We start from the raw sequence: 25,551 nt of genomic DNA, 5'->3' as shown, positions 1-25,551 counted from the left end.
TTAAATTATAATATATTTAATAAGAACTAATTGACTGCTTTTTCAGTTTTAGAGAAAAGGCAGTCTTTTTTATATTTATAAACTAGTGCAAATTTGTTATGAATTATTCACCTTTAATAAAATTAAAAATCACATTAACTATTAACATGTTCTCATACATATGATAACATATATATGTTTGTATAATTATATAGCAAATAATTTTCATGTAAATAAATTGGAGGAATAGAAATGGAAAAAAAACAGAGTACCTATAGCACTTTGTTTCATTGGCATAGTTTTAAATTAAAACTTGTATTTGAAGGAATATGCATAGGTATGGTAACTGGTTTAGTAATTGTGCTATATCGTTTAGCACTTGAAGAAGCAGGATATCTTTTAAGTTATATTTATAAGCTTATATCAATTAACCCCATTATTATATTACCATGGATTATGCTGCTGATAGTCATTGGCTACATAGTGGGATTGATGGTAAAAAACGAACCTATGATTAGTGGTAGTGGAATACCTCAGGTTGAAGGAGTTTTACTTAGGGAACTAGATATGACTTGGTGGAAAGTCATTCTCGGCAAGTTCTTTGGAGGTGTCCTTTCAATAGGTTCTGGCCTTTCATTAGGAAGAGAAGGTCCTTCTGTTCAATTAGGTGCAGCAATAGGACAAGGATTTAGTAAAGTCTTTAAAAGAATAAAAATTGAGGAAAAATATCTTATTACTAGTGGTGCTAGTGCAGGACTTGCAGCTGCATTTAACGCTCCTTTAGCTGGAGCAATGTTTGCATTAGAGGAAGTTCATAAAAACTTTTCACCATTAATTTTACTTTCTGCACTCTCCTCTGCATTATCAGCAGATTTTATTGCAAGCAGCTTCTTTGGACTAAAGCCAGTATTTAATTTTGGAGCTTTTGCTACATTGCCACTAAACTTTTACTTTTATGTAATCATATTAGGTGTAATTGTAGGATTTCTCGGGGTCCTTTTTAATAAAGTTCTTTTAAAGACGCAAAACCTATATATAAAACAAGCTTGGCTAAAAAAAGAATTTAGAATTATAATTCCTCTATTATTATCAGTAGCCCTAGGTCTTTTATTACCAGAAGCTTTAGGTGGAGGTCATGAACTAATAACTTCATTAACTGAAGGTAAATTTTCTTTAATATTATTAGTTATTATTCTAGTTATTAAATTTTCATTTACTATGGCTAGTTTCGGCTCAGGTGCTCCCGGAGGAATTTTCCTTCCGCTACTTACAATTGGAGCACTAATTGGAAATGTATATGGCGAAGTTCTTATGCATATTGCTCACTTAGATATCATTTACATAAATAATTTTATAATCTTAGCTATGGCTGGATATTTCGCCTCAGTAGTAAAATCGCCAATAACAGGAACAATCCTAATTACCGAAATGACAGGTTCATTTAACCATTTGCTTGCTTTGGCTATTGTCTCGGTAATATCATATATTGTAGCAGACCTTCTTGCTTCTAAGCCTATATATGAAGCTTTACTAGAAAAATTTCTGCAAAATCAAGGTGATAGAACACCCATTGGCGATAAGATAAATAAAGCTATACTGGAATTTGCTGTATGTATAGGATCGAAGTTAGATGGTAAACAAATCAAAGATGTAAAATGGCCATCTCGCTGTCTCCTTGTAGCAGTTAGACGTGGCGAAAATGAAATAATTCCTAAGGGAGATACTGTTATTTTGCCTGGAGACTATTTAACTGTCTTAACTAATGAGGATAGAGTTCCTAAAATAAATGATACCCTATTATTAATGTCTGAAACTTCTGACATTCTAAAATAAATATATTATAATTTAATTTGTCTTTTAAATAAAAATAAACAGGTATGATTTCTTTATATAAAATCATACCTGTTTATTTCTTTAGAAAATATTCTATATTAAATCTTTATGTTTCATTCACTAAACTTTCATACGCCTTTAAAGTACAACTTATTTAATTATTGAAACAAAATTTTTGATAAATTCATTTGTAATTAAATCAGCTGTGTATAATCACATCAACCATATTAGCCAATATATTATAGTATATCAATCTTTAGGGCAAAAATATGCACAAAATCAGCAACAAAATAGTCTGACTCAACAACAATCTGATATTTCACATCCAACCCCAAGTGAAATAGCCGCTTTTGCAAGTTGCCTTGGCATATATGTCGTTCTTTCATATATTAATTTTTCTTTTATTAGACTTTACGAAGTATATAACAATATTCAAGAAGGTAATACTAACTTTACTATTACCCCTAATATAAATATAACTATTGGTTTCACATATTCTTGTATTGGTACTTTATTACGAATAATTGGCGCTATCCAAAGAGTTGATGAAGAATCTCAAATAACCATTCTATAATCAAAAGTCTAACTTATTAGACATATAATACTCTGTATTTTTAATTTCATAATTAAATAGTTTTAAAATAAAATACCGCAAATTCCTATTGTGAACGTGCGGTATTTAAGCTATATTAATTTAATTCATCTATAAATATATTCACTCTATTAATATTTTTGTTAAATATAGAGATAATAATAACGTAACTCTTACATAAATGTATTCATATAAATTGCATTTTTAAGTTTTTATTCAAAAATACAATTTATAAATATCATATACTATACTTAAGTAAATTAAGGTGATCTCATGAAAAAAATTCTAATTACCGGCTGTGGTTCCGGTCTTGGACGTAAAGCTTCATTTGCTTTAGCAAATAGAGGTCATTATGTCTATGCAACAACTCATACTGAAGAACAAGCCAATGAAATTAACTCTTTCAATAAAAAATATAACCTTCCTATTGAAAGCTTTAAATTGGATATTTTAAATAGCAATGATAGATTGAAGATAACTAATCTTGAAATTGATGTTTTAATAAATAATGCAGCCATTGGAAATTCAGGTTCAGTGGCTGAAGTGGATTCTGATATATATCGGGAAACTTTTGAAACAAACGTTTTTTGTCCAATTGAATTGACTCAACTTGTATTAAAACAAATGATTCCTCGAAAAAAAGGAAGGATAATTTTTGTATCATCTTTGGCTGGACGCTCCCCCATTCCATTTTTATCTCCATACTGCGCAACTAAATTTGCACTGGAATCCATATGTCCGTCTTTAAACGAAGAACTTAAAGAACTTAAAAATGTTAATATTCCTGTAATATTAATAGAGCCAGGAAGCTATGCTACTGGATTTAATCAGAAAAATATATCAAAACAATTTAATTGGATGAAGATTCATTCTTATTTCAAAAATAATATACATTCCCTAGAAAACAAGCAATATACATACTTTAAGCTGACAGAATCCACTAATTTTGATTCTATTATAGATAAATACATAAAAGCAGTAGAAGACAGATATCCAAAGGAAAGATATGTATCCCCTTCAAGCCAAGGCGCTTTCATTAAAATTAAAAACATCCTAAAAAAATAACTAAAAAAAACCAATAGAACTTAGTAATTCATTATATCGGTTCTATTTGTTCTTAAAAATCAAAAATAACTCTTATGTTATATATTTATATATGTAAATTCCAAAATAGTAAACAGAAATTATTATGATAGCAATGTTGTAAGGCTAATTTTTCTTTGATTCCTTTAGTTTTTTCTATCAATGCCTTTCCAATTGTTCCTGTAGAGATAGCGTGGAAACAATAATCTATAAAAGTAAAGATCGATATAAGCCATACACGTCCTAATGATTCCTTCTCGGTTTTTATGTATTTATTTGCTACCTCCGAAAAACCTTTTATTCTTCCGGAACTACATAAAAATTAATTTAACAGTATAAAATATAATTCAAGTAGAATAATAAATATATCCTGTTAAGATCGGAGGTACTGATAATTGAATGAAGGATTAGTAGTTTTTGTGCGTGCTATTATTGCATTCTTTTCTTTACTTATTTTCGCAAAGATACTTGGAAAACAACAAATAAGCCAACTGACATTCTTTGATTATGCCCTTGGAATAACAATTGGATCAATTGCTGCAACTCTTACTACGGACTTATCAAGCAGGGCATGGCCTCATTTTGTCGGATTGCTTACTTGGTGTTTACTTGGATATTTAATGGAGTACATTACCGAGAAATGGAGATACGCTGCAAAATATATCGAAGGCGAACCTACAATTGTAATTATGAATGGCAAGATAATGGAAAGTGCATTAAAAAAAATGAAATATACAGCATCAGATCTCATGGGACTATTAAGAGTTAAAGATATTTTTGATTTGTCTCAAGTAGATTTTGCAATTATTGAGCCAAATGGCCAATTATCTGTTCTAAAGAAACCAGAGTATGAACCTTTAACACCTAAGGATATGAGTATTCAAAAAGAACCAAGCGGTATAAGTACTGAACTCATATATGATGGAATTCTTATAAATGAAAATTTGAAACAACTTAATAAGACTGAAAAATGGCTTATGAATCAACTAAAAATTCATAAAGTTAAGGATGTTTCAGAAGTATTTCTTGCGACCTTAACTCCTTCTGGCTCCTTATATATAGACAAATATGATGATCATATGGTAAAAGTAACTGATATTGGTGATTATAAAGGACCATATTAAAGGAGGAATTTATCATGAGAAAATTTTTAGTAATATCGATACCTATAGTTGCACTAATTTTTTTTGTATTAATCATGCTTAGTGGCAATATTTTGAAGGAACCTATGGGCAATGATGATAACATTCCTGAATCAATACAGCTACTTATACAGGATATAGAATCAGGAAATTGGGAAAGTGCCAATATTAAAACAGACAACCTCTCTAATTCATGGAAAAAAATAGCCAAAAGAGTTCAATTTAGTTCTGAAAGAGATGAAATAAATCAATTTAATATATGCATCTCACATCTTCGCGGTGCCATAATGGCTAGAGATAAATCTAGTTCACTTATTGCTTTAAATGAGGCTTATGCTCATTGGAATGACCTTGGAAAATAAATATTAGAGCTTTTCTAAATAAATAATCTGCTTGTTAAAATACTTAAAACTATAAATTATTCATGGTTTTATGTAACTATAACCGTCACTTTGCTTATTTACAAGTTCCAAAATTCCGGTAGGAACAATATCTACAAACGACATTAAATCTTCCTTTTTTATACTATAAGATTTTAACGCATTGTTGCACGCAACAAACTTAATCCCTTTATGATCTAACTCTTTCATTTCACTGCTAATCCTTAAATCTAATTCATTATCGTAAGCATAAGCCTTTACAGCTTCTGAATTTGCTAAAATTTCAATATTAAAATTGTTAATATTTATAGCCTCCAATAAATTATTTGTATTTTTTAGGACTATACTCCATTTACTTAGTTCATCTATATGAAATATAACTTTATATTCTAAAATGATAGTCATCTCCTTTTAAAAATATACTATAAGCTTCATATATCTTTATTTTTCAATTAATAATATGAAGCCTATAAAGATTTTATATGGAATTTTTTAAGCACTTTTTTATTTTCCATATTGTATTTTTTCACAAAGTCTATTTTCTTACTAAACTCTATCCTTAAATATAATATCAAGAATAGCAGATATTATATACTATATAAATAAATTTAATCCAGAATCTTCTGTTGCCCCCAGATATGAAGCAACTCCACCTATTTCAACTCCATCAATAAATTCTTCTTTTTTTATTCCCATTAAGTCCATACTCATTGAACATGCAACAACTTTAACCCCCATGTCTATAGCATTTTTTATTAAAGTTTCTAGGTTATCGACATTATGCTTTTTCATTATTTGCTTTATCATTGCAGGTCCCATTCCCATCATGTTCATTTGTGATAACGGTAATTTCCCAGGATGAGCTGGTAACATAAAGTCAAACATTTTTTCCATCATATCCTTAGAAACACTAGGCTTATCTGCACTCTTTAGTATATTAAGCCCCCAGAATGTAAAGAACATAGTAACTTCTTTCCCCATAGATGCTGCTCCTGTTGCTATTATAAATGAAGCTATTGCTTTATCTAAATCTCCACTAAATACAACCAATGTTGCTCCATTCTTTTCCACAACATTTGGTGAAGAAACATTTTTCCTTAAGGTTGCTGATGTTCCCTTTTGAATATATGCTATGAAGGCTTTTTCTTTATTATCAAATTCAGATTTTAATAAAGTATTTCTTGTTGAATCACACCATGATTTTATATCTTTTGTAAATCCAGGATCACTTGCTTTAACTTCTAATATATTGCCATCTTCCATCTTCTTAATTTCTTCAAATACTCTTTTTATTGGACCTGGACATTGCAGACCGCATGCATTTAACGTAGTATTTGCATTTATTTCTGTTATATCTAGATCTTCTAATTTCATTACAGCCACCTCATCTTTTATTTCTTCATTATTTTCATATTGATTTTTAATGCTTTCTTCTGCTCTTTTTACATATAGATATGTCTTTACACCACCATCTATATTTGCGCACCGTATTCCATTTTGTTCTAGAATTCTGCAAGCAACATATCCTCTAAGTCCAACCTGACAAGTTACGTATATGTTTTTATCTTTTGGAATTTCATTCAATCTACTTCTTAATTGCCCAAGAGGAATATGAATAGAATTATCAAAACCTCCCGCAACTAATTCGAACTCTTCTCTAACATCAATTATTAATGATTTTTCTTTGTCTAATTTATCTATTTCGTTCCATTGAATTGTTTTCTCAAATCCTTCAATAATATTTGATGCATAGTATCCAAGCATATTAACAGGATCTTTTGCTGAATTATATGGAGGTGCATAACAAGGTTCAAAATCTTGTAAATCAAAGACTGTAAAATTTCCTTTAATAGCAGCTGAAAGTACATCTATTCTTTTTTCAACTCCATCAAGTCCTACACCTTGAGCCCCAAATATTTTTCCTGACTTTGGATCAAATAGCAATTTAAAAGCTATTGGGAATGATCTAGGGTAATATCCAGCATGAGAGCCTGGATGAATATGAATAGTCTCGTATGCTATCCCTAATCTCTTTAGTATCTTTTCGTTATTGCCTGTTGTTGCTACCGTATAGTCAAACACTTTTGCAACTGATGATCCAAGAGTTCCTTTGTATTCAGTATTTTTTCCACATATATTATCTGCTACTATTCTTCCTTGTCTATTAGCTGGCCAAGCAAGTGGAATCATTGTTGGCTTTTTATTTACAAAATCCATAACTTCTACGGCATCTCCTAATGCATAAATGCTTGGGTCAGAAGTTTTCATAAATTTGTCAACTACTATTGCGCCTCTTTCATTTAAGTTAAGATTAGCTTCTCTTGCTATTGTTGTTTCTGGCTTAACACCAATTGATAATATAATCATATCAGTTGTGATTTCTTTTCCGCTACTTAGTATTATCTTTTTACCTTTACTCTCGAATGCAGACACTCCATCTTTTAATATTAATTCTACATTTTTATCAATTAAGTGTTCATGTATTATACTTGCCATTTCTATATCTAGAGGAGCCATTACCTGCTCACCTGCTTCTACAAGTGTAATATCAATTCCTCTAGCATGAAGATTTTCGGCCATTTCAAGTCCTATAAATCCACCTCCGATTACAGTTACATGTTTAGGCTTGTTGTTATCTACATAAGATTTAATTTTATCTGTATCTGGTATATTCCTTAAAGTAAATAAATTATCACATTCATTTATCCCAGGTATCACCGGTTTAAGTGGAGCTGCGCCTGGAGATAAAACTAAAGTATCATAAGTTTCTTCATATTCCTCATTTGTTCTATAATTATTTATTTTAACCTTTTTATTTTCTTTATCTATACTTATAACTTCATTTAAATTTCTTATATCTAAATTAAACTTGCTGCTCATTTCTTCTACTGTTTGAACTATTAATTTTCCTCTTTCATCAATAGTTTCTCCTATATAATATGGAAGTCCACAATTAGCAAAAGATATGTATTCACCTTTTTCCACCATAATTATATCAACATTTTCATCTAGCCTTCTAAGTCTAGCTGCTGTAGATGCACCACCTGCAACGCCACCAACAATAATAATCTTTTTATTCATAAGAATCTCTCCTTTTAATTAACTAACTAGTATTGGAAATCATAAAATTGCTATTCTTTTATATCTTCAAGATATATTCATTAATCTCGTTTTCTGCATTGCAATATATCTTAATTTAAGTTTAATTTATATAGTTATTATTGTCTGTGACTTTATCACACATATGACTTTTTAGATTATTCTTTTGAAAATTGTGTTATATTTTTATCCTGGTTAATGCTGCAACCTATATATATTGTGCAATATTATAATAAAATTTCTGTATATTAAAACAGGTAGTCTATTTTTACTTAGACTACCTGTTATGTACATAAATTCATATATTATCATACATATTAAACTTAAACTATTAATTTATGAAGCGTGTATAATCTTTTAAATTTCTAATTTATAAAATTTTATAATAGTTCTTCAAATGTTATAGGCATATGATTTGATATCGTTTAGTAATAAAACTATCTTAATCTATTTTGAACTCTTAGTATTTGTATAAATTGTTTAAATAAGTTAATCGTGATAAATATATACTTCTAAAAAGATTTTTATAAGCAAAAGCGAATTAATTAAAGTCCCTAAATAATCAACTATTGCTTATTATAGAGAAAAGAAAATAGAACAAAAAATCTAAAAATAACACATTTGCTATTTCTTTAGATATCTTCCATCACTTATCAAGCTAATTGTTGAGAGTCATCAATCTCAAAAGAGATGTTTAAAGAATAATTTATTCATATTGCATATATTTATGACAACTATTTGTCACAAACTTATAGTAGTATATTTTTTGGAAATTATTTTATTAATAAAGAGGCGGAAAAATTTATGCAAAAGAAAAAGAAAGTATCCATTTTTTTAATATTATCAATATCTTTATCAGTTTTTATATTCTTTCATCCACTTTTTTACTACAAGTTTTTAGATAAGGATTTAACTGTTATAAACAATACTGTATATGCTAGTTCACTTCCAGATAATACTTTTAAAAGCACATATACTCCAAAAATCAAATTCGAAGATAGACCTGTAACAAAGGTTAACAGCATAAGTTTAAATATTTTAGATGAATCTAATATTACTAATGTTCCTATGCTGCTTAAATCACAGAGATACTATATACCACTCAATTTTATTTGTAATAAACTCAACTATACTATTGATATTTCAAATAATAAAATTTCTTTATCTAACAAAGATGATAAAATTTCTTTAACTGAAAATTCTTATACTAAAAATTCTAGGACAGGCTCTCTTCGTGGGGATCTGATAAATAATGATGGCGTTAACTATATTTCTATTTCTGATATAGAGGAACTTTTTAATTTAATTGCTATTTTTGACTTTAAAAACAATAATATAAGCTTACTTGATAACAGCGTCTCAATACCTGAAAATTCTTCAATATCTTATAGTGATAAAGTTGCTTTAATAAGATTAGAAGATTTCGGATGTGGAGGTAATTATTCTAGTGATAAAAATCAAACAAAAATAAAATTAATGGCGAGTCTTTTTTATTCACAAGGAATGAAATATCACGTTAGCTGGATTCCTAGATTTAAATCTCCTACTGAGAATATTGATAATGATTTATTGACAACTGACAATATAACAAATGTTGGATTTGTCAATCTATTAGATTATCTCATTAATAAAGGTGGTGAAATAGGACTGCATGGTTATACTCATCAACATGATGATGAAAAAAGTGGACCTGGTAATGAAATGACTAAAGATGTGAATAATACAGTTGATCAAGTACGTGCTATAGTCGAAAAGGGAATTGATACTGCAAGTGCTTTAAATATTCCTATTTCTTACTACGAAAGTCCTCATTATGGGGAAACTGAACTTCAAAGAAACGTTATTGAAGATTATTTTCAATTTATATATGAACCTTTCGACAGTACACGAAACAATATATATAATTTAGATGACTACCATTTATTTGTTCCAACACCTTTAGGATATGTACACAATTCAGACCCTACATCCATAACTGATGGGCTTAATAATGATGATCCTGATATACTTCATAGTTTTTATTATCATCCATTTGTTGAATTAAATTATGTACATTTTAATATTGATGATAATAAACTTAATGTAACCTATGATGAAAATTCTCCATTGCAAAAAATAGTTAAAACTCTTAAATCCGATAATTATGTTACAGTTCATATTGATGAACTTATAGATAAATAAATTCAAAAACTTTCAAATTTATTTATTTATCTTTTTTACTTAATAAAGATTATTGACATATGCCACTAATAATATCATCATAATATATAAACGGCATATGTTAATAATCTTTTATTATATAATCAACTTAAACTTCTATAACTTTAAGTAATGTATTAGCCTATATGTTCTTTCCTTTCCACTAACTTTTATAGCAAATAATTTCTCTCTAAATTAAATTTGTAGCCTCATCTTTTATTATTATATATTCTAAATGTAATGCCCTAGTTAATGAAACATATAATAACCTTTCATCTAAAATGTTTTCTTTATAGTTGTCTTCACTTGGATTCAATATTATTGTGCAATCAAACTCCAATCCTTTTGTTAAATATGATGGAATTATTATTAAATCTTCTGTTATTTCTTTTTCCTTGCCTAATATTAGTTCAAAATTATATTTGCTCTTTCCTTTTAGAAGTTTGTATATCTCTTCACCTTGTAGCATATTTTTTGTAATTATTGCTATTGTTCTTTTTCCGTAGTTCTGCACTTCATTAATGATTTTCTCTATAGCTGAAGTATATTCATGCTCACTATAAATCTTTACTATTTTAGGCTTTTCACCATGTCTTAAAACTGGTTTAGCATCTTTAAGTCCTAAATTTTGAGATTGTAACGTCTTCTTTGCAAAATCAATTATTTCAACTGTTGATCTATAGCTTTGCGTCAGCTGAATATAGGTTGCATTTCCTTCAAAAACTTGTTTCGTTATATCCTCCCATGTCTTTAGACCTTTATAATAATAAATACCTTGAGCTAAATCCCCTACTAAAGTTAACGCATTACCTTTAGCAAAACTATTAACTAAGTATACTTGGAATGGACTATAATCCTGAGCTTCATCTACTATAATATATTTAAATTTTTCTTCCTCATCAATTCCTTCAAGTAAAATTCTTATATATGCAAGAGCTGGCAAGTCATCTTCATCGATTATATTCTTCTCAAAATTACTATTAAATTCCTCCTTCATATAATCTGCCAATACCTTAGGAATCTTACTTCCAGTTGCTGTTTCAAATAACTCATCATTATAAAAATTATAATAGATATCTCTTGAATTTATATCCTTCCAATTTTTAAAGTAATTATTAAATTCCTTTTTACCGTTACTCTTTACATTTTCCTTTATTTTGTCTCTCTCTTCATATAGACTTATAAGCGATTTTCTTCTTTCTGGTGAATCTTCATTTTCCCTTCTTATTTCTCTTATTTTCTTTTCCCATTCATTATCTATTTCTATTAATAAACTTTCTATTCTCTCTTTTATTTTTAAATTTAAATATCTTTTTATCTCCTTTTTTCTTTTGTTAATAGGATAAGCTTTTAGATCTTTTATATATAACCTCATTATTTCTTTTTTATGAAATAATATCTCATTTCCAACTTTAATATCTTCAATATGAATTGCATCTTTTTCCATTAATGCTATATATCTATCAAGCATTGTTTTAAATAGCATGGTTCCTTTAACTTTGCTTGAATTTACAATAAGCTTTTTTAAATTTTCATCATTTTCTTCTATTATCCTTAATAATTTTTCATCCTTATTATAAACTTTTCCTTTTAGTTTTAACTTTGATAATACCATTTCCTCAAAGGTACTTTGATTTACTTCTTCCGCTCCAAGGCTAGGTAAAATATCTGAAATGTAACTTAGAAATAGTTTATTAGGAGCTAAAACTAAAATTTCATCTCCACTCATGCTTTCTTTATATCTATAAATGAGATAGGCTAACCTGTGTAACGCTATTGTTGTCTTACCTGAACCTGCTGACCCCTGTACTATTATAGGCAGATTTTTAGGCCATCTTATTATTTCATTTTGTTCTTTCTGAATTGTTGCAACAACTTCTTTTAGCTTTTTCCCACTGCTTTCTTCAAGATTTATCTTTAAAAACTCATCAACTAAATTTTGTCCTTCTTCTTCATTTATAATGATGTTATTTATTCCTTCATCAAATACTTTTTCTATATCACTATTCTTATATAAAAATTTTCTTTTTAATTCTAGCTTTCCTTCAACTATTCCTTGTGGTGCTTTGTAATACGCATCTCCACCAGTTCCGCTATAATAAAGATCCGCAACTGGCGCTCTCCAATCAACAACAATTTCTTCTCCATCTTTGCTATTACTTATACCTTTTTTCCCAATGTATATACTTTCGGTAAACCCCATATTTTCTCTAAAATCTACTCTACCAAAATAGGGCTCTATTAACGATTCTTCATATTTCTCAATATCTTGAGATAAATAATTAAATATTCTTTCATTAGCCTGCTTTTCTTCACTAAAGCTCTTTACTTGTTTATTTAAAGTTTTAATTTTTTCCCCTACTTCTCCAAATTTTTGTTTCTTTTCTTTTAATTCTTGTTTTATTATATCTTTCTTCTGCAGTAATACGTCTCTTTCTTCATTCAAAATTGTATCCATATTTACACACTATATAATGACAGGTAGCAAAATTCATTATACTTTTCCTTCCATTAAGATAAATTACTATAATTAGGTATTATACCATAATATCTTTAATTAATAATTTAAATTTTCTAATAAATTTTCACTTCTAGATCAATGTATATTATTTTACTAAATACAGTCAGAAATACCCGCTTAGTAGTTGTTTTTTGAACACCAAAACATAAAATTAAAAACTCAAGTAATTGTTATTAGAATCACTTGAGTTTTTAACGTTTTGTAGATACATAATATTATTTTTTCATTTACTTTGAGTCATTTTACTCTTATCTAAAAGTTTAGATATACCAGATGTTTCCCAATCTTCTATCTCACTAGTGGCTTCATCAAAAGTCATTCCTTTCCCCACAAGTATACCTATCACGATTAACTCTATAACTTTCCTTTATTTAAAAAACATCTTATTTCTTTTTTCCTAAAAAGTCTTATAAAGAAATATGCGATAATAGCAAAGCCTATTAATTCAGGCAAATAATAAGTTGGATCTGTAATAAGTCTAACAATATCACTATTTACCCAATTGCCTTCAGGTCTTGCAGGAAACTTCCATCCAAAGTATGGCCAAAACAATATATTAGGATATAACCACATGCTATCTAATACTAAATGAATAGAACTGGCGATACCCAAGAATAAAATATTATTTTTTCCATTTCTATTTATCATATATATGCCTATCAAAATCAGAACTAGAGAAAGCATCAAGGTATGTCCAAATATTCGGCTATTATGAAATACACTGCGAAATACCCCAGCACCAATTGGCTTATCAATAATATCAGGTAATATTGATCCAATCAAAACATATCTATAATCAACAAAAACTTCCTTGCCACTTAACTTATTATCTTTATGTAAAATCACTTCATATGCCTTTATCGCTTCAGTTGTTAACCCCAAATGTCCAAAAAAAATCATTCATTTTCCTCCATTATTATAAAAACTATTTTTTATCGTTTCTAGTTTTTTAATTGCAATATAATCTATTTTTTTGTTACAACTAATTTAACAAAATAACTTTTCATTAAATTTTATCACTAAGACTCTTATATAGTCAATTTTACCCTATAAAACATAAATATAAATTATTAAAAGTACAAAAAAACTCAGCCTAAAAAAAGCTAAACTTTCTTATACTTTTAATAATGTTTTTTAATTATTGAACATTATACATGCCTTTACTCTCCATATACTTAAATATAGATTCTCCATGCTTTTGTTCTTCTTTTTGTATATGATTTAATACATCTCGTACTTCAGTATCCTTGAATTCAAAAATTGCAGTATCATAAGCCCCTGACACATATTTTTCTGTCATTAATAAATCTGAGCATATTTCCTTATCTGACAAATTACTTGTAGTACTTTGAGATTTATTTACATTTTGATCAACACCTTGGTTTTGTTGTCCGCCTTGTTGTTGATTCATCTGAGGAACATTGCCACTTAGTAACTGATTAATTGTATTAAGATGGCTCCTTTCAATTTGCTCATTATTCTTGCAAATTTGTTTCAATTGTGGATCTTGTACCTGATTAGCATAATTTGAATATTTTTGTATACAAATTTCTTCATGACTTTTTTGGTCTTCTAGTAACATTTTTTCTTTTTGCGTTAAATTTACTTGCATAATAAAACACCTCCATTTTTATTCTTTGAAAGTGTTCTATTTTTTATTCATTTATAATTAAAATTTATCTTCCTTTTCTTTTACATCGCTAAAGCTATATTATAACTTCTTTGACCAGTTATAATTGATGGTTTAACGGAAAATGAATAGTAAATTTAGTACCTTGATTAATTTTACTCTCTAAAGATATATTCCCTCCATGGGCTTCAACTAAGGCTTTTGTGATTGTAAGTCCTATACCTGATCCTCCAGTATTTTTATTTCTTGATAAATCACTTCTATAAAACCTCTCGAAAATATAAGGTATATCTTTTTCAGGTATTCCAATCCCATTATCAATAACTTTAATGACTACATTCTCATTTTCCTTTTTTAATTCAACTTTTACTTTTCCGTTAGGTTTTAGATATTTGTAAGAATTTGAAAGCAAATTAGTCATAATCTGTTTAAATTTATCCACATCAATCATTGCTACTATATTAGGAGTTATACTGGTATCTAACTCATAATTTTCCTTGCCATAAAGTGGTTTAAAGGTATATATAATTTTTTCTAATTCTTTAGAAATATTAATCCTGCTTTTATTTAATCCTATACTAGTCTGCTCAAGTTTTGATAGATCACGAAGGTCATCAATCATTTTAGTCATTCTATCAATTTCTTCAAAAAAAACTTCAAATCTCTCACTAGTTGGTTCCCAAATTCCATCTGCAAATGCTTCTATATGAGTTTTTAATGTAGTTAAAGGGGTTCTTAATTCATGAGCCATATCTGAAGTTAATCTTTTTCTTAGCATTTCTTGACTATTTAAAGATTCTACAAGATAATTCATAGAATCAGACAGCTCAACTATTTCTTTAGTACTTGAATTTACCACTGCCTTTACATTTAAATTACCCTTTCTCATTTCGTTTGCAGTTTCCGTTATTTTAGCTAAAGGTTTTGATATTTGTCTTGAAATGATTATGCTAATAATAACTCCAAATATTAAAGCTGCAATAGCTGATATCAAAAATGAGTGATTTAATGTACTTATAAACGTTACTGATGCAGAAGATAAATAAGAAGTTCCAAAGTAACCCACAATTATCTTGCCTTCTTCCTTTTCATCAATATTTAGAGGATAGTTTTCTTCAGTGTATTCCCCCATGTTTATCCCAGAATAATTACGCATCATTCCAGCCATAGGTCCCATCATGTTTCCATTTCCCATCATTCCTCTATGCTGCAAATAAGATTTCCCTGAAGTATATATTGTATTATCATTTAAATCCCTAATTTCTATATATAATTCCTGTAATTCAGCATACCTTTGAATTTCATCATTATTTATTTGTGAAAAGTTTTTTTGTCCACCATATAGGTCATCTATGATTTTTACTGCATTATCTATTTTTTCTTTGTGTTCATCAACTAAGTAGTCTTTAAATTTATTCCCTACTGTATAATTTGATATAGCACTTGCTAAAATTATCGAACCCAATACTGCTAAAATAAAGCCTAAAGACAATTTCTTCACTAAAGATACCTTCATTTTTTTACCTCATCATTACTCGGAATGAATTTATATCCCATTCCATATACAGTTGTTATATACGTAGGTTCCTTATGATTACTTTCTATTTTTTGACGAATATTTTTAATATAAGAATCAACTGTCCTGTCAAACCCTTCGTAGTTTGCTCCAAAAGCTTTTTCCACTAATTTTTCTCTTGAAAATACTTGTGTTGGATTTGAAAGAAAAACTGTTAAGATTTTAAATTCATTTGTTGTCAAATTTGCAACCACGCCTTGTTTCTTAACTACCATCTTTTTAATATCTACTTCTAAATCTCCACTATTAAAAGTCAAAATATCTGCCATTGGAGAAAAATCTCTGTAAGCTCTCCTTAACAATGCCCTAACCCTTACTACAAGCTCACGAACACTAAATGGTTTTGTTAAGTAATCATCAGCTCCCATCGATATGCCTTCTATTTTCTCGTCCTCTTCTGATTTTGCAGTAAGCATTATAATGGGAACACTCGATACTGCTCTGATTCTATTGCATACTTCTTCACCAGTCATTTTAGGAAGCATTAAATCTAAAACAATCAAATGAATATTTTCGTTACTATATATATCTAACGCACTTTTACCATCCATGGCTGTAATAACATCAAAGCCGTCTTTTTCGAGGTATGCCTTTATTACATCTAATATATTTTGTTCATCATCTACAACTAATATTTTGAATTTATTATTCACATTTACACCTCCAGCACTCTTTTTGTGATTATATTATAGTGTAAGCCTATAAAAAAGACTAGAGCGAGACACTAAATCATAAACATCTCTCCACTCTAATCTTAATAATAAACCTAATTCTTTTGTGAAAGTACTGATTTTCTCTTCAAATATTCTTCTTGAGTTATTTCTCCTCCAGCAAATTTTTCATTAAGTATTTTCATTGCATCATTTGATTTATTAGTGTAGTTTTTAAATAATTTAAAAGCAAGCACAATTAATGCAATAAATATTAACATTCTAACTCCCATAGCTAAAAACATTCCCCCATATCCTATAGAGCTTGCTGCCCCAAAACCGCCATATCCTCCAAAACCACTACAAAACATATATAATTCCTCCTTACACTTATAAATTGATTATTTTCTATGTAACTAATTATACAAGTCAATTATGGAGGAATTATGGAGATTTAGTTAAAAAATCTGGTGCCCAATTAAATCAAAGACAAGTTTCAAAATTTAAAGTAGATTAGTTTTATATAAAAAATAGAAGCCTTTATAAGCTTCTATTTTTCTATGCTAATTCCCTATATCTTAAATATAGATACTGCTTCTAATAATTTATCTGCACATTCTTTTGTCTTATGTGTTTGTTCTACAACTTCTTCTGTTAAATTAACTACCTCATTTGACTTATTTGCAATTAAAGTTGTTCCTGTAGCGCCTTCATTAGTTGCCTCTGCAACTTCATTTATAGCTGTTATAATATCTTCTGTGGAATTAATAAGCTCGTCTGATATTTCACCTATAGTGCTAACTAATTCATTAAATACAATAGCATCATTTCTATATTGTTCCCCTGTGTCTACAAGTTTGTCATAATCTTTCATCACTTGAGTTCCAATAAAATTAATAACTTCATTTGATGTTCCTTTAAGGTCATTCACAGCCACAACAACCTCTTTATTTATCTGCTGTATTTCCATTGTCGTTTCTTTTGAGTTTTCAGCAAGTTTCCTTATTTCATCTGCAACAACTGCAAATCCTTTACCAGCTTCTCCTGCTCTTGCTGATTCTATTGCTGCATTTAGTGCTAATAGATTTGTTTGCTCGGTTATTTCTAATATCCAAACTGTTAATTCATTTATTTTATCTACTGCTTTAGATTTCTCCACTGCAACGCTTAAGCTTTCTTGCATTTTCAAAGTTATGCTGCTAGATTGCTCCCTTGATTGCAATGCATCAGATTTAAGTTTTTTAGCTCTTTCCTCAATTTCCTTTGCTGTTACCTCTCCGCTTCCAACTCTTGATTCCATGGTCTTTATTATGGATTTCATATTTACTGATGAAGCATTTACTTCCTCTGTAGATGCTGCCGTTTCCTCCATACTTGCAGATAACTCCTCAGTTGTAGCGGATACATCTGAAATTTGGTTATTTAAGTCTACTATATTATCTTGTGTAAAGTTTATTGAATCTAAAACCACATTACATTCACCTTTAACACCAGTTATTATATTCCTTAATGATTTTTGCATTTCATTTATAGACTTAAACATTTTTCCTATTTCGTCTTCTCTATCCACATATTTTTTGTCAACCTCTACTGTAAGATCTCCTTTAGCCAGTAACTCCATTTGTTCTTCCGCGTATCTTATTCCTTTTGTCATTCTTTTAATTACAATATGTATTACAGCAATAACAATTAATAATGATAAAACTGCTGAAATTAAAATAACATTAAATATTTTATTATAGCTTTCTAATGTTTTCTCTTTTGGAATCTGGCTGCATAGTATCCAATTAGTCTTTGTATTTTCTAAGTTAACCGGATCTGCTACCATTAAAACTTCCTGTCCTTTTTTTACCGAAGTTCCGTAAGTATAAAATTCTTTACCTTGTGAAGTTTCACTTATAACTTTTGCCCAAGTTGCATTATTTTGTTTTGCATCTTTCATCTTTAGGCTTGGATCTTCACCACTTGCCACATAAATACCTTGATTAGATATTAGTTCAACTGTTCCTCCTAGTGGTGTTTTTTCCAATACAAGTTTTTCTAATGTATCGAGCTTATAATCTATAGATATTACTCCTAAGAACTTTCCACTATCATCCAATATAGGCATAGCTAAAGATACCATTGAAATATCTTGTCCATTAACAGTATAAACTGTTGGTTCTGTAATATAAGTTCCTTTTAATTCCTTTGGCTTATTGTACCATGTCATATCTGTCTGATCATCATAGGCTGGTAATACTACTGTTTGATCTCCATTTCTACTTGCATAAGGTATGAACTTTCCATCCTCTGCAAACTCTTTTCTGCCTTTATAATAATCATCTCTTCCATCAAATGCATTCGCCTCAAATGCAACTGTAACTCCAAAAATTTCAGGATCAGTCTTTAATATTTCTTTTTGAATTTCAATAACAAGATCTCTATTCTGAGAATTAAGCTTAATTTCATTGGTTAGTGCCCCCCTTAAATCCTTACCTATTGTTTCTAGCTTTTCAAAGTTAGATGTGATTTGTGCTGCATAAGATAAAGATATTTCTTTTGCTAAAGTTTCACTATCCATTATGCTTTTAGACTTTATTTGTACTAATATACTTGCAAACACTCCTATATAACACACAAGAATTATTGATCCTATTATTATGCTTATTTTTGTCCCTAAATTAAACTTTTTAATCATGCAACGTGTCCCCCCTTATGTTCTAATCTATTGCAACAATATAAGTAATTATAGCACTAATTTGTCATATATTGTAGTTTCTTAACATAATTCTAACAGTTTTATACTAATCAGTATATTTATACTGACTAAAAAAGTCTAACCCTATGATCATAAATTACTAGGTTAGACTCGCATTAGTTTAATTCTAATTTTATAAAAAAATTTATTCAGAAGGTTTAGTTACATGCACTGTTCCACGTGGATGCTTAGGTGGCGCATAAATAGAGTATACCTTAAGAGGTTTCGTACCTGTATTAATAACATTGTGCCAAGTACCAGCAGGGATAATGATTGCAAAGTCATTACGGGCATTTGCTTGAAACTCTAGATTATCTTTGCTTTTTCCCATTTTAACAATTCCTTGACCATCTTCAATACGTATGAATTGATCAGTATCTGGGTGGATTTCTAGGCCTATATCATCGCCTACATCGATACTCATTAATGTAACTTGGAAATGCTCTCCTGTCCATAAAGCAGTACGAAAGTTGGTATTTTGCTTTGTAGCTTTATCAATGTTAATTACCAAAGGTTGTGGTCCATAGTCTTTCAAATCCATTTTGCTATTTCCAGTTGATGATTGTGGAATATCAGCCCTATAATCGTACTCCATTTCATCAAATAGCATAGAATATGGAACAGACCTGAAATTAGAATTCTGATATGTCCAATTATTATTGTATCCGTTCTCTAAGTTATAATCTGATGTTTCAGATGAATAATCTACTGAATACATTCCATCATTATTCATATTTTTCTTCCTTGTTTATTATTTCAAAAATATAATATGTTATAATTCCATGAATGTTCTATTTTTTAGTAAATATTCGTATTAAAAGATATTTTTTAATTTTTAACATCTACTTTAAAGCATAAAGATTTAGAGACGTCTTGTGAAGATTATAATTATTTATTTAATACATCATATACTCATATTATTTAAGTAAATATCATAGTTATTAATTATAAACTACATATAAGTGGGTGTAAGTCATGACAGGTTTTGAAAACTTAACTCCTGAAGATTCTTTAATTTTAACAAATGCAATTGCTATTTCACTTGCAAAAGGTAAAAACGCTGATGAAATAAATGTTATTGGAAATTTCCTTGTGGGTATAGGTTGTTTACTACTGACAATAGCCTCACAACAACAGTATTTAACTGTATTACAGGAATCTAGGAATTCTAATTCTACACAAAATAACAACAATAACAGCAACAACACCAATAATAATAATAATAATAATAATGCTGCTAAATCAACTGCAGCTGATGATGTAATAATTGGTTAGCTTTAGTAGATTAAATATACTTAATCTACTAGGGTTATCCCAAGATTTTCATAGAATTCCTTATTAATATCATGACATTCTTTAATACTATTATCTTTCCTAAATTTTATTACATATTGCTTCATTCCTTCTCCATATATGCCATCTAAATTTCCAGGATAATAAGCTTTTTCCTTCATTTTTCTTTGTATCTCAAAAACATCTGAGCCACTATCTCCAGGCTTTAAATTTACTAATCATTTTTTCAAAAGGGCCATATTGACCTGCGCAGTAATATATTTTTTATATATTTTAAATCTAGCATAATTCTTATACCCTATTCCATAGCTAATGATTAATTTAATCATTATAATCTCAATTCCAACACTAACTCTTATCACAATAGCTATCATTATCAATTGATAACACACTTCAACATTAACCTATTGACTTTTCAAGCATATAAATATATTATAGTGTTAATTTGTTTTATCAAATGATAAAACTTATGTTAAATTATGGAGGCGTTTTATATGAATGCAAAAGTTAAAGTTGCAAGATTATCTCTATTATCAAATAGCATCCTAATAACTCTAAAATTAATTGTTGGACTTGCTACTGGTTCAGTAAGCATAATATCTGAAGCTATACATTCGACTATGGATTTGTTAGCCGCTATAATAGCGTTTTTTTCAGTTAAAATATCTGATAAACCAGCTGATGATATACATCCCTATGGACATGGAAAAATAGAAAATGTTTCTGGCGTAATTGAAGCAATTCTTATACTATCAGCTTCTATTTGGATAATAATTGAAGCAGTAAAAAAATTAATAATTCCTGGATCTGTGGAATCAATTGGCCTTGGATTTATAGTTATGTTTATTTCCTCTGCTATAAATTTTATGGTTTCCAGAAAAATATATAAGGTTGCTAAACAAGAAGACTCTATAGCTCTTGAAGCGGATGCTCTTCATCTAAAAGCTGATGTTTATACATCATTAGGTGTAGGAATTGGTTTGTTTCTTATATGGATAACTAAGTTGAATTTTTTAGACCCAGTTGTGGCTATTTTAGTTGCCATATTTATATTAAAAGAAGCCATTGAACTATTGATCTCTGCATTCAATCCACTTTTAGATACTAAGCTATCTAATGATGAAATCAAAATTATTCAAAATAGCATAAATAAGTTTTCGAGTATCTATTGTAACTACCATAACTTTAAAACAAGAAAATCTGGACGAATTAGGTATATCGAATTACATTTAGTATTTCCTGAAAATATGCGAATTAAAGATGCTCACGACGTATGTGATAGAATTGAAAATGATATAAAAAAATCTCTAAATTACTCCGAAATTATGATTCACTTAGAATCTTCAGAGTATAATCCTAATTGCGCTAAATGTAAGAATAAGTGTGATTAAGGCTAAGCTATACAGAATATATAATCATAATAATCTAGATACAGTTATACTAAATAAAGCGATGGATTAAACATATTCCACCGCTTTATTTGCAAATCTGCCTTCATACACTTTTAAAAGTTATTCAAACAAAGCGAAACTTTTAAAAGTAGATTTTTGCAATCCGCCTGAATTTAAACCTATATTCTATTATTTATAAATGTGCATTAATTTTATTTAGTATATTTTGTTTTGGCATAAAGCCTGCTAAATTCTCCACTGGTTTCCCATCTTTAAATACAATCATAGTCGGTACTGCATATATTCCGTACTTTTCTGCTATTCTTTCACTTGCATCTATATCAACTTTAAAGAATTTAGCTTTCCCCCTAGCTTCCATACTAGCTTCTTCAAATACTGGAGCTAACATTTTACATGGTCCACACCAAGTTGCGAAAAAATCAACAACTGCTATTCCTTTTGAGTTCTCAACATTTTCAATAAATTCATTACTGCTTATTATTCTAGCCATAATTAACTCCTCCAATTTATAATTTAAATTTTTCTTTTCCTATACTTAAAGTATAGTCTTATTTTCAAATTAATTCTGTGACTTAATCACCATATATTTTACTTCTTTGATTAATCAATACTTTAATTTTAATTTAATGTTTATCTCATTTACTCAATAATAGCTGCACTTGACTTTTTAATTCATCTTCAGTTATTTCTCCTGAATGATCTTCAATTATATTTCCATCTTTATCAATAAATAAAGTTCTAGGTATATATATAATATTATAATTTATTGAAGCAGTTCCATCATTATCAAATAAAATTTTCATATCATAATCATTATCTAATATATATTTTTTAGCTTTATCCATTGTTTCTCTTTGACCATCTGTTAAATCCACCATTAAAACTGTTAATTCTTCTGCTTTATATTTACTTGAAAGTTTATTAAATAGAGGCATTTCTTCTTTACACGGAGGACACCAGCTAGCCCAAAAATTTACTATAACAGGTCTTCCTTTATAATCTGATAACTTCACTTTATTAAGCTTTTCATCATATACAACAAAGTCCTTTTCCGCTTTTTTATCTTGTACAGTAGGATTGTCAGTCTCTTCTTCTTTATCCTGAGAAGTATCTTTACTTATGTTTATATCTTTCTTATCATATTTGGGACCTAATGAGTTATATGCCAAATAAGATATAGCTAAAAATCCTGCAAAACCTATTGCTGTTACTGTTAATATTAATTTTTTATTTTTCATAAAAACCTCCTAGATTGTAAGGAATGAAATTAATTTGTTTAGATATCCAGTCATAATTGCAATTCCTACAATTATAAGGATTAACCCAGATAACATATTTATAATTTTGTAATTTCGTTTTATTAAGTTAAAAGTATCTTTTAAGCTATCTATTAAAATAGCGCATATTATAAAAGGTATTCCAAGTCCTATACTGTATATTAAAAGCATTAGTGTCCCTTTTAATATATCGTGAGAGTTAACTGCAATCATTAAAGCTGCACTTAAGAATGTACCTACGCAAGGTGTCCATCCTATTGCAAAAATCATTCCAAATAAAATTGATGATAAAAACTTAAAAGTTTTTATTTGCACATTTATCTTTGAACTTCTTTCTAAAAATGATATTTTAAATAACCCAATATAATTGATTCCAAAAACAATTAATATTAATCCGCTTATTATATTAATGATATTACTTTCAGTTTTTATGAAACTTCCAAAAGACCCTGCAAGACTTCCAAGCAACGTAAATATCACTGTAAATCCCAAGACAAACCCTAAAGAATTTACTAATGCATTATACTTATTCTTATTATTTGTTATATTGTCTCCTGCAAAATACGATATGTAAAGAGGTATCATAGGCAAAATGCATGGTGATATAAATGTTATAATTCCTTCTAAAAATAATAGAAAATATTCCATAGCTTGTCCTTTCCTTATAAACATGAGATTTTATAATATATTACCTTTATTACACATTATAAATTATTTATTAAAATTTTTATGTGATTTAGTCACATTTTAATAAAGACCTAATATATAGATAAATAGCTTTTACTAACTTAGATTTATGTTGTAATTAACTGAAATTATATATTTTTTTATTAATTTTATATTATTGACATATGCCATTAATAAGTTTATTATAATATATAAATAGCATATGCCAACAATTTTATTTGCTACATATGCTAGATTTATATACTTATTGGAGGTTTATATTATGAAAATTGCATTACCCTCACGTAATAACAATATCGATGATCATTTCGGACACTGTGAATATTACACGATCTTCACAGTTGATACACAAGCCAAAAAAATAATAGATTCTGAAACCCTTGAATCTCCAGCTGGATGTGGCTGCAAATCTAATATAGCATCTACGCTTTCTGATATGGGTGTTAAAGTTTTACTTGCTGGCAATATGGGTGAAGGAGCGGTAAGAGTTTTAAGCAACGCAGGAATAGAAGTATTACGTGGATGTTCTGGAGATGTAAAAGCAGTTGCTGAAAAATGGCTTGAAGGTTCTCTTATAGATTCTGGAGATTCGTGTCACAATCACGAATGTCATAACTAATATATCTAATAATAATAGACTCAATATTATATTGGTCTATTATTATTTACTTTCATAAGCTTAGGCTTCTATAACTTTAAATAACTTACTACTCTATATTATTTCCTTTACACCAATTTTTACAAAATCCTGCTTTTTTATTGCACATAACTTTATCAGATCCACAACTTGGGCATACCGCTCTATCTTGATCATAATTTATTTCATAAATTGTTTCACATTCTGCACATTTAAATTTACAAAGCTTTGTAGTATAATGACCACCACTTATCCTTATTGCCTTACCTTCCGTTAGAGCTGTAACTACTTTTTTTCTTGCGCTATCTATTATATTCTGAAATGTCTGCCTCGATACCTGCATTTTTTCAGCACATTCTTCTTGATTTAACTCCTCAATATCCTTTAATCTCATGGCTTCAAGTTCTTCCACTTTTAAAGCTATTTCTTCGATTTGACATTTTGGCTTTCCACATGGTACAAAATAATCATCTTCTGGGAAAAATTCCACTCTTCTAAATTTAGTTGGTCTTGCCACTTTTTTATCCTCCTTGGATTACTATATATTTAAAGCACGTAATACCTAAATCTATTATAAATATTGATATATATGATAAGGTTAAGTTCCTATATTTTTTTCTTAATCAAGTACCTTACTTTACTTACTAAAAGTTTAAATATAAGTTTATTAATGAAACCATATATTTAATTATACTAGATTAAATAAAATGCTTCAAATTTGTGTTAATACTTGTATTTAATTCATCAAAATCAGGACCACCCGTAAAACGGGTGGTTTGCTCTGCGCCTGTAAGGCTTTGTTGCTGGCTGTGCTACTCGCA

At 28.8% G+C, this 25,551-nt stretch carries 24 protein-coding genes; 9 read left to right on the top strand and 15 right to left on the bottom strand.

The window, feature by feature from the left end:
- The first annotated feature begins 231 nt into the window (after window positions 1-231).
- The 5 genes from L1S46_RS20845 (at window position 232) to L1S46_RS20825 (ending at window position 4,991) form a co-directional block, all read left to right on the top strand.
- On the top strand, window positions 232-1,812 hold the full coding sequence (locus L1S46_RS20845; protein WP_012059132.1) for a ClC family H(+)/Cl(-) exchange transporter: 1,581 nt from the start codon (window positions 232-234) through the stop codon (window positions 1,810-1,812).
- A gap of 175 nt (window positions 1,813-1,987) precedes the next feature.
- Complete coding sequence (locus L1S46_RS20840; RefSeq protein WP_236897606.1) at window positions 1,988-2,386, top strand: hypothetical protein; 399 nt, start codon at window positions 1,988-1,990, stop codon at window positions 2,384-2,386.
- Between the two features lie 291 nt (window positions 2,387-2,677).
- Window positions 2,678-3,469: an SDR family NAD(P)-dependent oxidoreductase gene (locus L1S46_RS20835; RefSeq protein WP_012059135.1), complete on the top strand. Its 792-nt coding sequence runs from the start codon at window positions 2,678-2,680 to the stop codon at window positions 3,467-3,469.
- Window positions 3,470-3,882: 413 nt separating this feature from the next.
- Window positions 3,883-4,611 carry a DUF421 domain-containing protein gene (locus L1S46_RS20830; protein WP_012059136.1) on the top strand — a complete coding sequence of 243 codons (729 nt, stop codon included), beginning with the start codon at window positions 3,883-3,885 and terminating at the stop codon, window positions 4,609-4,611.
- 14 nt (window positions 4,612-4,625) lie between these two features.
- Window positions 4,626-4,991 (top strand): DUF4363 family protein, encoded by a 366-nt coding sequence (locus tag L1S46_RS20825; RefSeq protein WP_017209145.1) that lies wholly within the window; start codon window positions 4,626-4,628, stop codon window positions 4,989-4,991.
- A gap of 60 nt (window positions 4,992-5,051) precedes the next feature.
- Here the strand turns inward: L1S46_RS20825 and L1S46_RS20820 are convergent, their stop codons facing one another.
- Together L1S46_RS20820 and L1S46_RS20815 are read right to left on the bottom strand one after the other, a co-directional pair.
- Window positions 5,052-5,414, bottom strand: a complete 363-nt coding sequence (locus L1S46_RS20820; protein ID WP_012059138.1) for a DsrE family protein — start codon at window positions 5,412-5,414, stop codon at window positions 5,052-5,054.
- Window positions 5,415-5,603: 189 nt separating this feature from the next.
- Window positions 5,604-8,090: a CoA-disulfide reductase gene (locus L1S46_RS20815; RefSeq protein WP_236897604.1), complete on the bottom strand. Its 2,487-nt coding sequence runs from the start codon at window positions 8,088-8,090 to the stop codon at window positions 5,604-5,606.
- Window positions 8,091-8,912: 822 nt separating this feature from the next.
- Here L1S46_RS20815 and L1S46_RS20810 point away from each other — a divergent pair.
- Window positions 8,913-10,289, top strand: coding sequence for a DUF2334 domain-containing protein (locus tag L1S46_RS20810; protein WP_236897602.1), 1,377 nt, complete (start codon window positions 8,913-8,915; stop codon window positions 10,287-10,289).
- 208 nt (window positions 10,290-10,497) lie between these two features.
- On the opposite strand, the gene helD is transcribed toward L1S46_RS20810, so the two are convergent.
- The 8 genes from helD to L1S46_RS20770 all read right to left on the bottom strand — a co-directional run bounded on the left by helD (window position 10,498) and on the right by L1S46_RS20770 (window position 20,157).
- A complete protein-coding gene (helD, locus tag L1S46_RS20805) occupies window positions 10,498-12,765 on the bottom strand; it encodes an RNA polymerase recycling motor HelD (RefSeq protein WP_077828897.1) in 2,268 nt (755 codons plus the stop codon).
- A 417-nt stretch (window positions 12,766-13,182) separates the two neighbouring features.
- Window positions 13,183-13,728: a metal-dependent hydrolase gene (locus tag L1S46_RS20800; RefSeq protein WP_077828898.1), complete on the bottom strand. Its 546-nt coding sequence runs from the start codon at window positions 13,726-13,728 to the stop codon at window positions 13,183-13,185.
- 238 nt (window positions 13,729-13,966) lie between these two features.
- Window positions 13,967-14,440 carry a spore coat protein gene (locus L1S46_RS20795; protein ID WP_077828899.1) on the bottom strand — a complete coding sequence of 158 codons (474 nt, stop codon included), beginning with the start codon at window positions 14,438-14,440 and terminating at the stop codon, window positions 13,967-13,969.
- Between the two features lie 118 nt (window positions 14,441-14,558).
- Complete coding sequence (locus tag L1S46_RS20790) at window positions 14,559-15,974, bottom strand: HAMP domain-containing sensor histidine kinase (RefSeq protein WP_077828900.1); 1,416 nt, start codon at window positions 15,972-15,974, stop codon at window positions 14,559-14,561.
- Window positions 15,971-16,687, bottom strand: coding sequence for a response regulator transcription factor (locus L1S46_RS20785; protein ID WP_077828901.1), 717 nt, complete (start codon window positions 16,685-16,687; stop codon window positions 15,971-15,973). The genes L1S46_RS20790 and L1S46_RS20785 overlap by 4 nt, the downstream gene beginning before the upstream one ends.
- Before the next feature lie 113 nt (window positions 16,688-16,800).
- Window positions 16,801-17,055, bottom strand: a complete 255-nt coding sequence (locus tag L1S46_RS20780; protein ID WP_039771429.1) for an SHOCT domain-containing protein — start codon at window positions 17,053-17,055, stop codon at window positions 16,801-16,803.
- Window positions 17,056-17,255: 200 nt separating this feature from the next.
- The gene (locus L1S46_RS20775; protein WP_238900839.1) at window positions 17,256-19,364 is read right to left on the bottom strand and encodes a methyl-accepting chemotaxis protein; all 2,109 of its coding nucleotides are present in this window, start codon (window positions 19,362-19,364) and stop codon (window positions 17,256-17,258) included.
- 205 nt (window positions 19,365-19,569) lie between these two features.
- On the bottom strand, window positions 19,570-20,157 hold the full coding sequence (locus L1S46_RS20770; RefSeq protein ID WP_023975525.1) for a cupin domain-containing protein: 588 nt from the start codon (window positions 20,155-20,157) through the stop codon (window positions 19,570-19,572).
- A 242-nt stretch (window positions 20,158-20,399) separates the two neighbouring features.
- Here L1S46_RS20770 and L1S46_RS20765 point away from each other — a divergent pair, with 242 nt between their 5' ends.
- A complete protein-coding gene (locus L1S46_RS20765) occupies window positions 20,400-20,699 on the top strand; it encodes a hypothetical protein (RefSeq protein WP_238900838.1) in 300 nt (99 codons plus the stop codon).
- 20 nt (window positions 20,700-20,719) lie between these two features.
- Here L1S46_RS20765 and L1S46_RS20760 read toward each other — a convergent pair whose 3' ends face one another.
- The gene (locus tag L1S46_RS20760; protein ID WP_012059150.1) at window positions 20,720-20,878 is read right to left on the bottom strand and encodes a hypothetical protein; all 159 of its coding nucleotides are present in this window, start codon (window positions 20,876-20,878) and stop codon (window positions 20,720-20,722) included.
- A gap of 333 nt (window positions 20,879-21,211) precedes the next feature.
- Between L1S46_RS20760 and L1S46_RS20755 the strand changes: the two genes are divergently transcribed.
- Complete coding sequence (locus tag L1S46_RS20755) at window positions 21,212-22,108, top strand: cation diffusion facilitator family transporter (protein ID WP_236897599.1); 897 nt, start codon at window positions 21,212-21,214, stop codon at window positions 22,106-22,108.
- Between the two features lie 193 nt (window positions 22,109-22,301).
- Here the strand turns inward: L1S46_RS20755 and trxA are convergent, their stop codons facing one another.
- The 3 genes from trxA to L1S46_RS20740 form a co-directional block, all read right to left on the bottom strand.
- Window positions 22,302-22,619, bottom strand: a complete 318-nt coding sequence (gene trxA, locus L1S46_RS20750; RefSeq protein WP_012059152.1) for a thioredoxin — start codon at window positions 22,617-22,619, stop codon at window positions 22,302-22,304.
- Window positions 22,620-22,764: 145 nt separating this feature from the next.
- Entirely contained in the window at window positions 22,765-23,367 is a 603-nt protein-coding gene (locus L1S46_RS20745) for a TlpA disulfide reductase family protein (protein WP_012059153.1), read from the bottom strand.
- A 9-nt stretch (window positions 23,368-23,376) separates the two neighbouring features.
- The gene (locus L1S46_RS20740) at window positions 23,377-24,054 is read right to left on the bottom strand and encodes a cytochrome c biogenesis protein CcdA (protein WP_017209161.1); all 678 of its coding nucleotides are present in this window, start codon (window positions 24,052-24,054) and stop codon (window positions 23,377-23,379) included.
- 301 nt (window positions 24,055-24,355) lie between these two features.
- Here L1S46_RS20740 and L1S46_RS20735 point away from each other — a divergent pair, with 301 nt between their 5' ends.
- On the top strand, window positions 24,356-24,712 hold the full coding sequence (locus L1S46_RS20735) for a NifB/NifX family molybdenum-iron cluster-binding protein (RefSeq protein WP_017209162.1): 357 nt from the start codon (window positions 24,356-24,358) through the stop codon (window positions 24,710-24,712).
- Between the two features lie 88 nt (window positions 24,713-24,800).
- Here L1S46_RS20735 and L1S46_RS20730 read toward each other — a convergent pair whose 3' ends face one another.
- The gene (locus L1S46_RS20730) at window positions 24,801-25,247 is read right to left on the bottom strand and encodes a DUF134 domain-containing protein (RefSeq protein WP_012059156.1); all 447 of its coding nucleotides are present in this window, start codon (window positions 25,245-25,247) and stop codon (window positions 24,801-24,803) included.
- Between the last annotated feature and the right edge of the window lie 304 nt (window positions 25,248-25,551).

The sequence above is a fragment of the Clostridium sp. YIM B02500 genome, from assembly GCF_022324665.1.
GTDB lineage: Bacteria > Bacillota > Clostridia > Clostridiales > Clostridiaceae > Clostridium > Clostridium beijerinckii.
This window is presented reverse-complemented; position numbering and strand designations above follow the sequence as displayed.

Coding starts and splice junctions, on each gene's coding strand:
- L1S46_RS20845 (WP_012059132.1), top strand. CDS start 232: ATGGAAAAAAAACAGAGTACCTATAGCACTTTGTTTCATTGGCATAGT.
- L1S46_RS20835 (WP_012059135.1), top strand. CDS start 2,678: ATGAAAAAAATTCTAATTACCGGCTGTGGTTCCGGTCTTGGACGTAAA.
- L1S46_RS20825 (WP_017209145.1), top strand. CDS start 4,626: ATGAGAAAATTTTTAGTAATATCGATACCTATAGTTGCACTAATTTTT.
- L1S46_RS20820 (WP_012059138.1), bottom strand. CDS start 5,414: ATGACTATCATTTTAGAATATAAAGTTATATTTCATATAGATGAACTA.
- L1S46_RS20815 (WP_236897604.1), bottom strand. CDS start 8,090: ATGAATAAAAAGATTATTATTGTTGGTGGCGTTGCAGGTGGTGCATCT.
- L1S46_RS20810 (WP_236897602.1), top strand. CDS start 8,913: ATGCAAAAGAAAAAGAAAGTATCCATTTTTTTAATATTATCAATATCT.
- helD (WP_077828897.1), bottom strand. CDS start 12,765: ATGGATACAATTTTGAATGAAGAAAGAGACGTATTACTGCAGAAGAAA.
- L1S46_RS20800 (WP_077828898.1), bottom strand. CDS start 13,728: ATGATTTTTTTTGGACATTTGGGGTTAACAACTGAAGCGATAAAGGCA.
- L1S46_RS20795 (WP_077828899.1), bottom strand. CDS start 14,440: ATGCAAGTAAATTTAACGCAAAAAGAAAAAATGTTACTAGAAGACCAA.
- L1S46_RS20790 (WP_077828900.1), bottom strand. CDS start 15,974: ATGAAGGTATCTTTAGTGAAGAAATTGTCTTTAGGCTTTATTTTAGCA.
- L1S46_RS20780 (WP_039771429.1), bottom strand. CDS start 17,055: ATGTTTTGTAGTGGTTTTGGAGGATATGGCGGTTTTGGGGCAGCAAGC.
- L1S46_RS20775 (WP_238900839.1), bottom strand. CDS start 19,364: ATGATTAAAAAGTTTAATTTAGGGACAAAAATAAGCATAATAATAGGA.
- L1S46_RS20770 (WP_023975525.1), bottom strand. CDS start 20,157: ATGAATAATGATGGAATGTATTCAGTAGATTATTCATCTGAAACATCA.
- L1S46_RS20765 (WP_238900838.1), top strand. CDS start 20,400: ATGACAGGTTTTGAAAACTTAACTCCTGAAGATTCTTTAATTTTAACA.
- L1S46_RS20760 (WP_012059150.1), bottom strand. CDS start 20,878: ATGAAGGAAAAAGCTTATTATCCTGGAAATTTAGATGGCATATATGGA.
- L1S46_RS20755 (WP_236897599.1), top strand. CDS start 21,212: ATGAATGCAAAAGTTAAAGTTGCAAGATTATCTCTATTATCAAATAGC.
- trxA (WP_012059152.1), bottom strand. CDS start 22,619: ATGGCTAGAATAATAAGCAGTAATGAATTTATTGAAAATGTTGAGAAC.
- L1S46_RS20745 (WP_012059153.1), bottom strand. CDS start 23,367: ATGAAAAATAAAAAATTAATATTAACAGTAACAGCAATAGGTTTTGCA.
- L1S46_RS20740 (WP_017209161.1), bottom strand. CDS start 24,054: ATGGAATATTTTCTATTATTTTTAGAAGGAATTATAACATTTATATCA.
- L1S46_RS20735 (WP_017209162.1), top strand. CDS start 24,356: ATGAAAATTGCATTACCCTCACGTAATAACAATATCGATGATCATTTC.